We start from the raw sequence: 13,382 nt of genomic DNA, 5'->3' as shown, positions 1-13,382 counted from the left end.
GATAAAGATAAATATGACTGAAAATTTAATAAAACAGCTCAAGCATTGTGGCGTCAGTTTTTTATTTGCTAGCATGGCATTAACTGGTTCTACAGCTCTATGTGCTAAAAGCCCAGCCGATCCCAATAAAGTTCTACGTTACGTATTCCCGACAGCAGAAACAGGTTTCGACCCAGCTTATATTCATGATCTATATTCAGCACATGTAACCACTTCAATATTTGAAACTTTATATACCTATGACTACTTAGCAAGGCCAGCAAAACTTGTTCCGAAAATAGCCACAGCCATGCCAGAAGTTAGTGCCGATGGTCTGACTTATACCATTCACATAAAAAAGGGTATTTATTTTACACAGGACCCTGTTTTCAAAGGTAAACCACGAGAATTAACAGCCAATGATTATGCTTATTCTTTTAAGCGTTTATTGGACCCGAATTTACGTTCTCCAAATAGCTGGTTGCTAGAGAACAAAATTGAAGGTATGGATGCATTAATAAACGCAGCCAATAAAACTGGAAAATTTAACTATGACCAAAAAGTAATTGGTTTACAAACACCAGATAGATACACCTTGGTGATTCGTTTAGTTAAGCCAGATTATAACTTTCCTCTGTTACTGGCACATGACCCTACAGGTGCAGTGGCACGTGAAGTCATCGAAAAATATAAAGATAAAGCAGGTTATGTAATGGGCCATCCTGTAGGGACTGGACCTTATGTACTCAGTAAATGGGTACCAGCATCACGAATTGTTTTAAAAGCGAATCCTGATTTCCGTGGTTTTACTTGGAACTTTGCTGCCAGTACCCCTGAGGACGAGGCAATTGTAAAACGCCTTAAAGGTAAAAAAATGCCTCAAATAGGTACAATTGATATTCAGGTTATGGAAGAAAATCAATCGCGATGGCTGGCATTTCAGCGTGGTGAAATTGATATATTTCAGCTTGAAGGTCAACTGGTCGCAAAAGCAATTAAAGACGGTAAATTAAGACCTGAACTTGCTAAAGAAGGTGTGCAGCTATCTCGTATTGTTGATCCTGAAATTAGCTATATCTATTGGAACCTTAAAAATCCGGTGGTAGGCGGAATGAGTAAAGAAAAGATTGCTTTACGCCGTGCAATAGCAATGTCTCGTTCAATAGATCAAGAAATTAAATTAGTAAGAAATGATGATGCTCAGCGTTTAGATTTTCCAGTTCCACCAGGGGTAGTGGGTAACGATCCACAGTATAGAAGCAGTACGCCATATTCCGTGAAAGCAGCAAATTTACTATTAGATCGATATCATTATAAAAAAGATGCTTCAGGTTGGCGTACACAACCAGACGGTAAGCCTCTCGTCATTGAATATATGGCGCGCAGTGACAGTATTGGTCAGCAAAGCGCTGAGCTTTGGAAAAAGAACTTTGATAGTTTAAATATTCGCATGGTCTTTAAACCCATGCTTTTTGCAGACCTCATTCGAGCGCAAAAACAATGTGAAGGTATGTTTGGTTCTTCTGCATGGATCGCCGATTATCCAGATGGGGATAATTTTATGCAGAATTTTTATGGACCCAATACGCATATGACGAACTGGTCTTGTGGTTCGACACCAGAGTTTGATCAGTTATATCGTCAGACACAACAAATGCAAGCAGGTCCTGAGAGAGACGCGCTTTATCGAAAAATGTCACGTTTATTAGAAGTGTATATGCCTGTTCAGGTCTCTTATGCACGCTACCGAAATATGCTGGCTCAACCACAAATCATTGGATATAAAAAGCATCCAATTTTACATGCTGAGTGGATGTATTTTGATATCGATACACATACTAAATCTAATCATTAAATGAAAAAAAATTGGAGATATGATGAAAAATAATGCACTGAAAATGACAACTTTATGTATGTTGACCATAGGTATAAGTCAGTTTGCAACGGCAGAGACAACACGTCCTACTTTGCCATTACTTAAAGCACAACAACTCCCAGCATGGTGTGATGCTAATTTAAAAAAGATTCAACAACAGATTACAATTTTCGAAAAAACGCCTGTGAAAGATAATGCAGCAGCGGCACCTATATTGGCAAAATGGGATAAAATTTTTGCGCATTTTGAAGATTTCTCAGGTCCGATAAGTCTATATAGTAACGTAGACCCAGATGCAAAATTACGTAAGGCAGCTGAAGACTGTGAAATCAAAATTAATCAGTTTCACACTGATATATTTCAGAACCCGAAGCTATATAACTTAATTAAAAATACACAAGCAACAGACCCAATTGACCAAAAATACCGCCAAGATATTCTAGATCAGTTTGAAGACACAGGTGTTCAACTTGAACCAGTAAAGCGTGCACGAATGAAGGCCATTCTGGATGAGTTGACCAAACTCGAACAAGAATATGCCCGTAATGTCCGTGATAATCCGGAGAAACTTGAGTTTACTCCTGAAGAGATGAAAGGCTTACCTCAAAGTTATATTTCAGCATTAAAGAAAAATGCTAAAGGCAATTATTTATTAGGGTTTGAATATCCTGAATATCGTCCCTTTATGGAGTTGGCAGATAATGATGATGCTCGGAAAAGATATCAAATTGCCTTTACTCGACGTGGTACTGAGCAAAATTTAAAACTACTTAAACAAGCAATTGATTTGCGTTATGAGCTTGCTCAGTTATTTGGAAAAGCAAGTTATGCAGATTGGGTTTTAAAAGACCGTATGGCTAAAACGCCTGAGGCTGTAAATCAATTTTTAGCAGAAGTCCAAAAAACAGTAGCGCCACTTGAACGTAAAGAAGTAGAAGAACTCCGTGAATTTAAAGCACAAACGTTAAAAACGCCCCTAGAGAAAACCGAGATCACACGTTGGAGTGAAGCTTACTGGAGTGAAAAACTTCGTAAGAATAAATATCAGATTGATCAGGAAAAACTTCGTGATTATTTTCCCACTTTAGCTTCTCAAAAATGGTTATTTGCCATTTCATCTGACCTTTATGGCATTGATTTTAAACCTGTCAAAGTTAAAGCATGGCAGGATGAAGTTGAATATTACGATGTAGTTGACAAAAAAACAGGTAAGCTTCTTGGCGGCTTATATATGGATAAATTTCCTCGTGAAGGGAAATATGGCCATGCTGCCGTTTGGGGAGTATACGGTGGCAGCACTTTAACCAATCGATTGCCCATTTCGGCTTTGGTCACAAATTTTAACCGTAAAGGTTTAAACAGTGACGAGCTTGAAACTTTTGTTCATGAGTTTGGTCATGCCTTACATGGCATTTTATCAAATACACGTTATGCCAGTCAGTCAGGAACATCCGTAGAGCGTGATTTTGTAGAAGCGCCGTCTCAAATGTATGAAGAGTGGGCACGCCGTAAAGAGACTTTATCTAAAGTGGCCGATTATTGTGATCCAGCATGTCCACGTGTTGATGACGAACTAATTGCCCGTTTAAAAGCTGTACATAACTATGGTCGTGGCTTGCGCTATGCGCGTCAGACTCTTTATGCACAGTACGATATGTCATTGCATACTGCTGATGCCTTAAAAGTAAAACCTTTAGAAAATTGGCAAAAAATGGAAGCTGCTACAGCCTTAGGTTATGTACCAACAACAGAATTTCCTGGGCAGTTTGGGCATTTGATGGGCGGTTATCAAGCAGGTTATTACGGCTATATGTGGTCTGAGGTTTTAGCTTTAGACATGCTTTCTGCTTATGGGGACAACCTTAATAACCCGCAAGTTGGACAGCGTTACCGTCAAACCATTTTGTCACAAGGTAGCCAAAAACCGGCAGCTGAATTAGTTAAAGATTTCCTTGGCCGTGAACCTGATAACAAAGCGTTCTTTAATGAAATTACCGGACAACGGGTTAAATAAGGAATTATCACTATGCTGGCATATGTTATTCGGCGTTTATGGCAGATGATTCCAACTATGTTGGGGGTAGTCTTACTTATTTTTATTCTTTTTAACTGGGTAGGTGGCGATCCTGCTTATATTTTAGCGGGCAAGATGTCTAATCCTGAGCAGATCGAAAACATTCGTAAGCAGCTTGGTGTAGATCAGCCTTATTACGTTCAGCTCTGGATTTTTATTAAGCAGATTCTTACTTTTGACTATGGTGCGAGTTGGAGTACTGGCGAACCTGTTTCCCAAATTATTTTAACTCGATTAGGACCATCGCTCACGCTTTTAATTCCACTGACTATTTTACAGACAGTTATTTCAATTATTTTGGCATTGGCTGTTGCAGCTGTACGTGGTTCTCTAACCGACCGTATGGTCATGATGCTCTGTACCATCGGCATGTCGATCAGCATCTTAGTTTACATTATCGTTTTTCAATATGTTCTGGCTTATCAGCTAAGTTGGTTCCCTGTACAAGGCTGGAGCGATAGCTTTACTGATAATTTATTTAAGTTTGCCTTACTACCGATTCTAATCATGCTGGTGGTGAGTATTGCACCGACTTTACGTTTATATCGTAGCTTTGTGCTTGATGAAATTAATCAGGACTATGTTCGAACAGCACGTGCTAAAGGTGTAGGTGAAAGCCGAATTTTAGGTGTACATGTACTGCGGAACGCTTCAATTCCTATTATTACCGATGTAATGTCAACTTTACCTGCATTGCTCATAGGCGCATTTTTAATTGAACGTTTTTTTGGCATTCCTGGGATTGGTCGAGAGGTGATTATTGCAGTTGAGCGGAGTGATTTTCCTGTAATTAAGGCAATTACAGTTTACATCGCCGCTGCAACCATGATTTTTAACCTGATTGCCGATTTGGTCTACAAAGTGGTTGATCCACGTGTACAGTTGAAGTAGGTGGGCTATGCTGAGCGTTTTATCAAAAAGAAAACAACAAACAAAAGCCGAAGCTCATTCATCTGGCCTGTGGAAACTTGCCATGCGTCGTCTTCGGGCTGACAAGATCGCAATGTCATCGCTAGTGATTGTATTGCTTTATTTTATTATCTTAGTTCTATCAATGACGGGTGTGATTGCATCTGACTGGAATAAAGAGGTTGCAGTAAGTTATGCACCACCTACATTTATAGGCGCAGATAAGACAACAGGTGCAGGGCAAAATGCAGCAGCGATTGAAGAAGAGTTACCGATAAATCCAGTCGATCCTTTAAAAGATGTAATTCACCAACTCAAGGCTGAAATTAAACAAGAAAAGAGTGCTGGAAGTGCAATTGATTATTATGGTGTAGCTGACCCTTTAGCTGATGATATGAAAGCAATTGATCAACAGCTGGGAGGACATTTACTTGATCAGCAAAGTGAACTTAAAAGCACACTTATATTTGGAGCTGATAAATGGGGACAAGACGTCCTTAAAAAGACCATTAAAGGTGCTGAAACTTCAATTATTGTTGGGGTGATATCCGCTTTACTTGCGGTAGGGATTGGTACACTTTTAGGTGCAATTTCTGGATATTTTGGTGGTTGGGTTGATGACATTCTCAACTGGTTTTATAACATTTTTACTTCAATCCCATATTTATTATTAGTTCTCGCTATTGCTGCCGTACTTCAACAAAAAGGCATTTTATCCATTGTTCTGATTTTAGGTTTAACGGGTTGGACGGGTGTTTATCGTTTAATTCGTGCCGAATATATGAAACATACTGCACGTGAGTACGTTCTTGCTGCTAAAGCAATTGGCGTTGGACACTTTCGCCGTATGTTCATTCATATTTTCCCTAATGTCAGCCATATCGCTTTGGTCCAAATGTCAATTTTGGTGGTGTCTTTCATTAAATCTGAGGTCATCTTGAGTTTCTTAGGTTTTGGTGTGCCAGTAGGCGTAGTGTCTTGGGGGAGCATGTTAAATGAAGCACAAAGTGAACTTCTTTTAGGTAAGTGGTGGCAGCTTGTCGCAGCCTCTGTCGCGATGGCTGTTTTGGTAACGGCATTTTCAATGTTTACTGATGCACTCCGTGATGCATTAGATCCAAAACTAAAATAAGAGGAAATCCTAATGTCAGAACATGAAAATAAGAGTGCGCCGTTGCTTCATGTTAAAAATCTACGAGTAAGTTTTAAAGGTGAAGATAAACAATATATTGAAACCATAAAAGGAATTAGCTTTGATATTCCTGAAAATACAACGGTTGCTTTAGTAGGTGAGTCGGGTAGCGGTAAATCGGTTACTTCTTTGGCAACTATGGGGTTACTGCCTGTAGGCCAGAGTAAAATTGATGAGCAAAGTAAAATTATATTTGAAGGCAAAGACTTACTGAGCTTATCTCGTACAGAGATGCGTAAAATTTGTGGCAAAGATATTGCGATGATTTTTCAGGAGCCGATGTCATCATTAAATCCTGTTTTTACGGTTGGTAATCAAATTGCAGAAGTGTTGTGTTTGCATATGGGATTGAGCCGCAAACAGGCTCGACAACGCGTTTTAGAGTTGCTTAAAGAAGTGGGTATTCCTTCACCTGAAACTAAAATTGATGCCTATCCAAATCAACTTTCGGGTGGTCAACAACAACGTATCATGATTGCTATGGCGATTGCGTGTGAGCCTAAACTGCTCATTGCCGATGAGCCGACTACTGCACTTGATGTCACGATCCAAAAACAGATTATTGATTTACTTGAGTCATTGCGTAAGCGCCGTCAAATGTCGATGCTTTTTATTACTCACGATTTAGCGTTGGTTGGTGAAATTGCAGATAAAGTTATTGTGATGCGTCATGGTGAGATTAGAGAGCAAGGTGCTGCTGAAGAGGTTCTTGAACAGCCTAAAGATGTATATACGAGAGCTTTGCTCTATTGTCGCCCGCAAATGTCACAACGACCTTATCGTTTGCCAGTGACCAGCGATTTTATGCGTCAAGAAGACAATATATTGGTCGAACAAAGTTTTGATGCTTCAGAAATTCCCGAGCGCAAACGTGGCTTAAATGGTGATGAGCAAATCATTTTAGAAGTAAAAGACCTGAAAAAAAGCTTTTATAGCCGTAAAGGTCTATTTGGCAAAGAAGAGTTTCAGGCAGTTAAAGGAGTTTCTTTTAAACTCGCTAAAGGAAAAACCTTAGGTTTAGTCGGTGAGTCAGGTTCAGGTAAAACGACTGTTGGACTATTACTCATGCGCTTACATCAGGCATCTGGTGGACAGGCTTTCATCGAAGGTAAAGATATTCTTTCATTAACTGAAAAAGAGTTTGCAAAATATCAGCGAAAGATTCAGATCATTTTTCAAAACCCATATGCCTCTCTTAATCCACGTTTTACCATTGGGCAAATATTATTAGAGCCTATGCAAATTCATGGTATTGGTAAAGATGATGCTGAGCGCAAACAAATTGCGCTTGGTTTACTTGATAGAGTCAATTTACCTGAACAAGCTTATTATCGATACCCGCATGAGTTTTCGGGTGGACAGCGTCAACGTATTGCGATTGCACGTTGTTTAACATTAAAACCTGAAATTTTGATTTGTGATGAATCTGTTTCTGCGCTCGATGTTTCAGTCCAAGCGCAGGTACTTAACTTATTACAAGATTTACAAGATGAGTTTGGGCTGAGTTATATCTTTATTTCACATGATTTATCTGTTGTGAAATATATCTCTGATCAGGTGATGGTCATGAACCATGGAGAAGTTGTGGAAATTGCCAACTCAGATGAGCTCTATGCACATCCTCAACATGATTACACTAAACGTCTATTGCAGGCGATTCCTCAAGGGATTCAACACATTTCATAAGCGTAAAGTTATGTCGTTAAAGGCACTTTCGAGTGCCTTTTTATTTGGTTTATTGCGTAAATGCTTATAAAATAACAGAAGTAAATATAGAGTATTTTATTCTTGCTATGTGCGCCAACTTTAAACCTTTAACTCTTGCTCAATTACAGCAACTTCAGTTGCCTGTGGTTGGCTTTAGCTATGCTGAAGAGGTTTATCCTGCGGGAACAATGCCACTATTATTCAAATCACCACAAGGTTTTGAATGGCGTGAAGTTATGTTCGGCTTGGTTCCAAAGTGGGCTGAAGATACCAACATAGCGAAACATACTTACAATGCCCGTCATGAAACGATTTTCCAAAAACCGAGTTTTCAAGAAGCTGCTCTTAAATGTAAGTTTGGGGTAATTCCAGTGACCGAGTTTTATGAAAGTAAATATATAAATGATAAGCCCGAACGATGGGGTGTACGCCGTAAAGATGGGCAAGCTTTTTTCATTGCAGCGATCTATGAAATTTGCAAAATTAATGAGACGGTTATTCGTTCTGCAAGCATGTTAACTATGGACGCCATAGACCATCCCATGATGAAAGACTTTCATGAACCAGGCGATGTCAAAAGATCAGTGATTGTGATTCCACATGATCGACTAGAAGAGTGGTTAAGTTTAGAATCACCTGATATTTCCAGCTTTATCGAAGGCTTTCCGGTTGAAGAATTTGAGTGCTCTCATGTGCCAAAAGAAAAAGTTATAAAACCGACACCACAGTTAAGCATGTTTGACTAATCTATCTAAAATAAGATGAGGTTATTGATATCAACTCTGAATCAATAACCTATATTATTTATTCAATATTTTTACTTAATGTTTGTACTTCAGAATCCTGAGCTAGATAACTCAATTCAATGGGTGAAATAACAAAAGTTGTATTATCTGAGGTCTGTTTAAATACAAAACCATATTCAAAAGACTGGCTACTTTTGTTTGGTAACCAGAATAGATAAGGACATCCTGTATAACTACCATCCCAACCCATTTCTCTTGCTAAAGCTAAAGCTGTATCTGATTTTGCAATAATTTCTTTAAGAGATTCTTTATCTCTTGTTGAAACATCACCATCATCATCTGCAAATGTTTGTAGGAACTCATTTAAGGGAGTAAGTTCTTCCCAGTTACGTTCTATTGTCGAGAAATGATATCCATATAGCATCATGTGCGCTTTCTTCCATCTTGTTATTGTGTGATTGAACATAGCAAGAAATACATGAAAAGGAAATGGATGGATCTGATTTAAGTTGTTTATTTTTCATAACTTATAGATTGTTTTTTGTACATAATAATGGTTTTTTAACATCATCATTTTTCATATTAACTATATAGTGTGCACACAAAGCATCGTTCATCTAATCATTAAGATAAATTACTTTTTTAGTAAATCAAACTGTTGGCGAATATTGAATTGTTCATAATTCACCTATAATAGAAATGAAACTATGTAGAGCATATTTATGTTTATAACAACTACGCGCCCACAAGATACTTTGATTAATCAGCTTCTTCCAATCTTGGAACAAGCGAGCCAGATTCTATTACAAGAATATCAAAATTATTCTGCGGGTTATGAGTTTACTATTCATGAAAAACAAGACGATTCACCTGTAACTCAAGCAGATTTAAAAGTGAATCTTTTCTTATTAAAGCACTTGGCGGAGATTACCCCAGACTTGCCTGTTTTGTCTGAAGAAAGCGATTATAGTGCTCGCCATGACTGGTCTATGTGTTGGATGTTAGATCCTCTTGACGGAACTAAAGAGTTTATTCATGAGCGTGATGAGTTCACGATAAACCTAAGTTTGATTAAGGGTAAACAGACAATCTTTTCAGTTATTGCGGTGCCATGTGAACAAGTCGTGTATTTAGGATATCTGCAAGATTTACCTTTTAAATATAGTTTTAGTCAAAAGCAGTGGTATCAATATCAGATAACTTCGCCTTCGCCAGATGCACCTATACAAATAGGACTTAGTCACGGCAGTAAAAATCCAAAATATCAAAAATTTATTCAACCTATCGAAAAAGAACATAATATTATTCGAAGAGAAGCTGGGAGTGCCTATAAATTTTGCATGATGTTGGAAGGTGAAATAGATATTTACCCGCGATTCCATCCAACTTCTGAATGGGATACAAGTTCTGGTCAAGGGTTGTTGGAAAGTATAGGGGGTGGTTTACTTACTCTTGATGGAAAACCTTTTGAATATAACCAGAGACACACCGTTTTAAATAAGGGCTTTATCGCATTTCGTGATCAGGAAAGCAAAAAAATAGCATTTGAAGCATTAGCCCAATCAGGTGTTATAGATTGAGAGTTATGCCAGACATGTTATAGTGGCAAAGTATTGAAAAAAGATGACAAGATAACAATGGCACTCGATTTATTGCCTAAAAGTATGTTTGAAGCAATTGATTTATTGCCCGATGCTTCAACTCCCGTGACCTTATTTACGCGCCATTCTCTAAGAGAACTTGTGGACGGGCAGGGTTTAGCAGGATATGACCTCCAACTTACTCCTCAAGGGCGTGAGCTTGCGCAGGCATGGGGTAATTATTTAATTAAAAATACAGATCGTGTTATCCAGCATTGTATTTCAAGTCCAATACAACGTTGTGTAGATACGGCTGCGCTCATGATTGAAGGGGCGGATGATGTAAGTCCCGAATCTAATACGCATACCATTGAAATTATTGAGCAAGGACTACTGGTTGAACCCGGTAGCTTTGTACTAGATATACAGCAAGCTGCTCCTTATTTTAAAAAACAAGGCGCTTTGGGTTTTATTAATAGTTTTGTTAATAATGCATTACCTGGCATGAAACACCCCATTACTGGTGTTCTAGACGTGCTAGAGCTTATTTACCGTACTCATCCGAAAACTCAAGGCGGACTTAGTTTAGCTGTCAGTCATGACACTATTATTGCTGCGATTGTTGCGGTAATTTCTGGTGAAAATAAAATTAAGAAAGAAGATTGGCCTGAAATGATGGAAGGCTTATTTGTATGGTTTGAGGGCGAAGAGTTTCCAAATTGCAAATTAAAATGGATTTGGAGAGGTAAGGCCTATGAGCTAAATGTAGCCAAATTTAACACAGGGCTATAAGCTCAAAAACGATAAGTAATAAAAAAAGCCCAATAGGGCTTTTTTTACATGCTTCAATTAGTTAGCTAACGCTTTAACTTGAGCATTTAAACGGCTCTTATGACGAGCAGCTTTATTTTTGTGGATGATGCCTTTATCAGCCATACGGTCGATTACAGGAACAGCTTTTTTGTAAGCTTCTGTAGCAACAGCATGATCACCACCAGCAATTGCACTTAAAGTACGTTTGATGTATGTACGAACCATAGAACGCAAGCTTGCGTTGTGTTTACGTGCAGTAACGTTTTGACGCGCACGTTTTTTAGCTTGAGCAGAGTTTGCCACTCTTGCACTCCTTGAAAATAAGTTGGTCTGGGCGGGCTGTGGTCAATCCAGTAAACTGGTGCAACCATCACCAGCCCGTAAACAAGTGCCATATTGTGATGAATAGACACCGTGAAGTCAAGCCTTGAGAGCATTTTAAGCGGTTTTAGGGGCTGCTAAAACCGTAAGAAAAGGTTAAATTTGATACAAACTTAAAGAGGGTTGGATAAAAAATGACTATAAGTACGAAAAAAGCAATTGTGATAGGTGCTACAGGACTTGTGGGTTTAGCTCTTGTCGAACAGCTTGAGCAAACACCAGAATTTGAAGCGATTACTGTTGTGGTAAGAAAAGAATCACAACTACTTAATACATATAAAAAAGTTAATCAGCTGGTTGTAGAAGATTTCTTAATGTTAAATGATGAAGATGTGAACGGTCATACCCATGCATTTAGCTGTTTGGGAACAACATTAAAAAATGCAGGCTCAAAACAAGCCTTTTACGCTGTGGATTATGAAATCAATGCTCATTTGGCAGATTTGGTACAAGATAAACATATTCATTTATTGTTAGTGAGTGCACTTGGTGCAAATGCCAATTCACCGATTTTTTATAATAAAGTGAAAGGACAACTAGAAGATTATATTGAAAGTCTACAACTCGAGAAATTGTCTATCTTTAGACCATCTTTACTTATTGGTAAACGCAGTGACGTACGTTTTATAGAAGATTTAGGGCAAAGTCTATTTAAATTTATTGAGAATAAATTACAAAAACCATTCAAATATAAACCTGTAACTGCGGAGCAATTGGCTCATACGATGGTCGTAGCGGCGCTAACGCAAATTGAAGCCTTTAAACGATATGATAATCTGAGCATACAGAAAACTCGATAAGGGAGAATAAAAGTGTCGACAGTGCCATTTGTAACATGTGATTTATTAGATGATAACCCTGAAAAAGATTTACAGGTTGTAATTCCTTCAATGGATGGAAAGTTCTTTCAAAGCTATGGCGCACGTAAAACTTTTGGGGGACAGGTTGTAACAGTAAAGTGCTTTGAAGATAACTCACGTGTAAAAGAGTTATTGGCAACAGATGGTACAGATAAAGTATTAGTTGTGGATGGTGGCGCATCTATGCGCTGTGCACTTATGGGTGATTTGATTGCTGAGTCAGCAGTTAAAAATAACTGGAATGGTGTCGTGATTTACGGTTGTGTACGAGATGTAGATGCGCTTGCAACTTTGGATTTAGGCGTACATGCATTGGCTGCAATTCCGCAAAAAAGTAATCGTAAAGGCATTGGTGAAGTAGATATTAATTTGTATTTTGGTGGTGTCACAATTCAATCAGGTGATTTTATCTATGCTGATAATAATGGAATTGTGATTGCAAAAGAAAAATTAGTCTAATTCTCTAATATAAAGGAACGCATGATGGTGATTCATCAAATTAAAGTACTTCAAGCAGTTGTATCTGCAATTGCTGAAGGCGGTAGGGGCGTAACAGGCACAGCTTTTCCTCAGCAACCTGTAAAAGCTTTGAAACTATATGAATTTGAAGGTTCACCATTTTGCCGCCGCGTTCGTGAAGTGATTACACTTTTGAATCTGGATGTCGAAATTTATCCATGTCCTAAAGGCGGAACAAAGTATCGTTCAGTTGTAAAAGAAAAAGGCGGGAAATTAAAATTTCCTTTTTTAATTGATGAAAATACAGGTGATCAGCTATACGAATCACAAGATATTATTCATCATTTATTTAAACACTACGGTAAGACTGGAAAGACACCTCAGAAATTTTCGAGTTACCCGAACATGCCGTATGTGGCATTTGCAGGGACCATATTAAATGGTGCTCGTGGAGTTTGGATAAATAAAAAAATTGTTAATAGAGCTGCGCCTGAGCAAAAGCTTGAGTTATGGAGTTTTGAGGCAAGCCCTTATTCAAGAGTCGTAAGAGGTTTACTCTGTGAGCTTGAGCTTCCATATATTTTGCATAATGTTGCAAAAGAGAGATGGCAAGATATGGGACCTGCCATACTTCGTTTAAAGCCAGGTAAATATATACCTTTAGAAGGCGGAAAAAGAGAAAAAATATTGCCTATTATGCAAGGTAAAATGCAGGTGCCGTATTTGGTAGATCCGAATACAGGAGTGAAGATGTTTGAGTCTGCTCAAATCGTAAAATATTTAAAGAAGCAGTATGGACGTTAATT

Annotated in this window: 13 protein-coding genes; 11 read left to right on the top strand and 2 right to left on the bottom strand. The window is 38.3% G+C overall.

Annotated elements, in window-relative coordinates:
• The first annotated feature begins 13 nt into the window (after positions 1 to 13).
• The 6 genes from AC1PJP_RS16460 (at position 14) to AC1PJP_RS16435 (ending at position 8,483) form a co-directional block, all read left to right on the top strand.
• Complete coding sequence (locus tag AC1PJP_RS16460) at positions 14 to 1,834, top strand: ABC transporter substrate-binding protein (protein ID WP_479767724.1); 1,821 nt, start codon at positions 14 to 16, stop codon at positions 1,832 to 1,834.
• A gap of 22 nt (positions 1,835 to 1,856) precedes the next feature.
• On the top strand, positions 1,857 to 3,869 hold the full coding sequence (locus tag AC1PJP_RS16455; protein ID WP_479767722.1) for a M3 family metallopeptidase: 2,013 nt from the start codon (positions 1,857 to 1,859) through the stop codon (positions 3,867 to 3,869).
• Positions 3,870 to 3,881: 12 nt separating this feature from the next.
• The gene (locus AC1PJP_RS16450) at positions 3,882 to 4,820 is read left to right on the top strand and encodes an ABC transporter permease (protein ID WP_005304778.1); all 939 of its coding nucleotides are present in this window, start codon (positions 3,882 to 3,884) and stop codon (positions 4,818 to 4,820) included.
• 7 nt (positions 4,821 to 4,827) lie between these two features.
• Complete coding sequence (locus AC1PJP_RS16445; protein ID WP_111853781.1) at positions 4,828 to 5,970, top strand: ABC transporter permease; 1,143 nt, start codon at positions 4,828 to 4,830, stop codon at positions 5,968 to 5,970.
• Between the two features lie 12 nt (positions 5,971 to 5,982).
• Positions 5,983 to 7,716, top strand: coding sequence for an ABC transporter ATP-binding protein (locus tag AC1PJP_RS16440; protein ID WP_479767719.1), 1,734 nt, complete (start codon positions 5,983 to 5,985; stop codon positions 7,714 to 7,716).
• Positions 7,717 to 7,823: 107 nt separating this feature from the next.
• Complete coding sequence (locus AC1PJP_RS16435; RefSeq protein WP_034591087.1) at positions 7,824 to 8,483, top strand: SOS response-associated peptidase family protein; 660 nt, start codon at positions 7,824 to 7,826, stop codon at positions 8,481 to 8,483.
• A 58-nt stretch (positions 8,484 to 8,541) separates the two neighbouring features.
• On the opposite strand, the gene AC1PJP_RS16430 is transcribed toward AC1PJP_RS16435, so the two are convergent.
• The gene (locus AC1PJP_RS16430; protein WP_004792677.1) at positions 8,542 to 8,910 is read right to left on the bottom strand and encodes a hypothetical protein; all 369 of its coding nucleotides are present in this window, start codon (positions 8,908 to 8,910) and stop codon (positions 8,542 to 8,544) included.
• A 295-nt stretch (positions 8,911 to 9,205) separates the two neighbouring features.
• On the opposite strand from AC1PJP_RS16430, the gene AC1PJP_RS16425 reads away from it, so the two are divergent.
• Together AC1PJP_RS16425 and AC1PJP_RS16420 are read left to right on the top strand one after the other, a co-directional pair.
• On the top strand, positions 9,206 to 10,063 hold the full coding sequence (locus AC1PJP_RS16425; protein WP_479767717.1) for a 3'(2'),5'-bisphosphate nucleotidase CysQ family protein: 858 nt from the start codon (positions 9,206 to 9,208) through the stop codon (positions 10,061 to 10,063).
• A 57-nt stretch (positions 10,064 to 10,120) separates the two neighbouring features.
• Positions 10,121 to 10,855, top strand: coding sequence for a histidine phosphatase family protein (locus AC1PJP_RS16420; RefSeq protein ID WP_004792672.1), 735 nt, complete (start codon positions 10,121 to 10,123; stop codon positions 10,853 to 10,855).
• Between the two features lie 57 nt (positions 10,856 to 10,912).
• Here AC1PJP_RS16420 and rpsT read toward each other — a convergent pair whose 3' ends face one another.
• A complete protein-coding gene (gene rpsT, locus AC1PJP_RS16415) occupies positions 10,913 to 11,179 on the bottom strand; it encodes a 30S ribosomal protein S20 (protein WP_004792670.1) in 267 nt (88 codons plus the stop codon).
• A 212-nt stretch (positions 11,180 to 11,391) separates the two neighbouring features.
• On the opposite strand from rpsT, the gene AC1PJP_RS16410 reads away from it, so the two are divergent.
• From AC1PJP_RS16410 to AC1PJP_RS16400, 3 genes are read left to right on the top strand one after another with little or no spacing between them, the layout of a single operon-like run.
• A complete protein-coding gene (locus AC1PJP_RS16410) occupies positions 11,392 to 12,057 on the top strand; it encodes an NAD(P)H-binding protein (RefSeq protein ID WP_479767716.1) in 666 nt (221 codons plus the stop codon).
• A gap of 12 nt (positions 12,058 to 12,069) precedes the next feature.
• Positions 12,070 to 12,576 (top strand): ribonuclease E activity regulator RraA, encoded by a 507-nt coding sequence (gene rraA / locus AC1PJP_RS16405; RefSeq protein WP_005304796.1) that lies wholly within the window; start codon positions 12,070 to 12,072, stop codon positions 12,574 to 12,576.
• A 21-nt stretch (positions 12,577 to 12,597) separates the two neighbouring features.
• On the top strand, positions 12,598 to 13,380 hold the full coding sequence (locus AC1PJP_RS16400; RefSeq protein ID WP_479767715.1) for a glutathione S-transferase N-terminal domain-containing protein: 783 nt from the start codon (positions 12,598 to 12,600) through the stop codon (positions 13,378 to 13,380).
• Positions 13,381 to 13,382: the final 2 nt, after the last annotated feature.

Source organism: Acinetobacter sp. V116_7 (assembly GCF_056735735.1).
Note: the sequence above shows the minus strand (reverse complement) of the source record. Positions and strands in the feature narration are given on the sequence as shown.

What these genes read in the sequence shown, in the direction of transcription:
- AC1PJP_RS16460 (WP_479767724.1), top strand. Translation starts at nt 14, where the DNA reads ATGACTGAAAATTTAATAAAACAGCTCAAGCATTGTGGCGTCAGTTTT.
- AC1PJP_RS16455 (WP_479767722.1), top strand. Translation starts at nt 1,857, where the DNA reads ATGAAAAATAATGCACTGAAAATGACAACTTTATGTATGTTGACCATA.
- AC1PJP_RS16450 (WP_005304778.1), top strand. Translation starts at nt 3,882, where the DNA reads ATGCTGGCATATGTTATTCGGCGTTTATGGCAGATGATTCCAACTATG.
- AC1PJP_RS16445 (WP_111853781.1), top strand. Translation starts at nt 4,828, where the DNA reads ATGCTGAGCGTTTTATCAAAAAGAAAACAACAAACAAAAGCCGAAGCT.
- AC1PJP_RS16440 (WP_479767719.1), top strand. Translation starts at nt 5,983, where the DNA reads ATGTCAGAACATGAAAATAAGAGTGCGCCGTTGCTTCATGTTAAAAAT.
- AC1PJP_RS16435 (WP_034591087.1), top strand. Translation starts at nt 7,824, where the DNA reads ATGTGCGCCAACTTTAAACCTTTAACTCTTGCTCAATTACAGCAACTT.
- AC1PJP_RS16430 (WP_004792677.1), bottom strand. Translation starts at nt 8,910, where the DNA reads ATGATGCTATATGGATATCATTTCTCGACAATAGAACGTAACTGGGAA.
- AC1PJP_RS16425 (WP_479767717.1), top strand. Translation starts at nt 9,206, where the DNA reads ATGTTTATAACAACTACGCGCCCACAAGATACTTTGATTAATCAGCTT.
- AC1PJP_RS16420 (WP_004792672.1), top strand. Translation starts at nt 10,121, where the DNA reads ATGGCACTCGATTTATTGCCTAAAAGTATGTTTGAAGCAATTGATTTA.
- AC1PJP_RS16410 (WP_479767716.1), top strand. Translation starts at nt 11,392, where the DNA reads ATGACTATAAGTACGAAAAAAGCAATTGTGATAGGTGCTACAGGACTT.
- AC1PJP_RS16400 (WP_479767715.1), top strand. Translation starts at nt 12,598, where the DNA reads ATGATGGTGATTCATCAAATTAAAGTACTTCAAGCAGTTGTATCTGCA.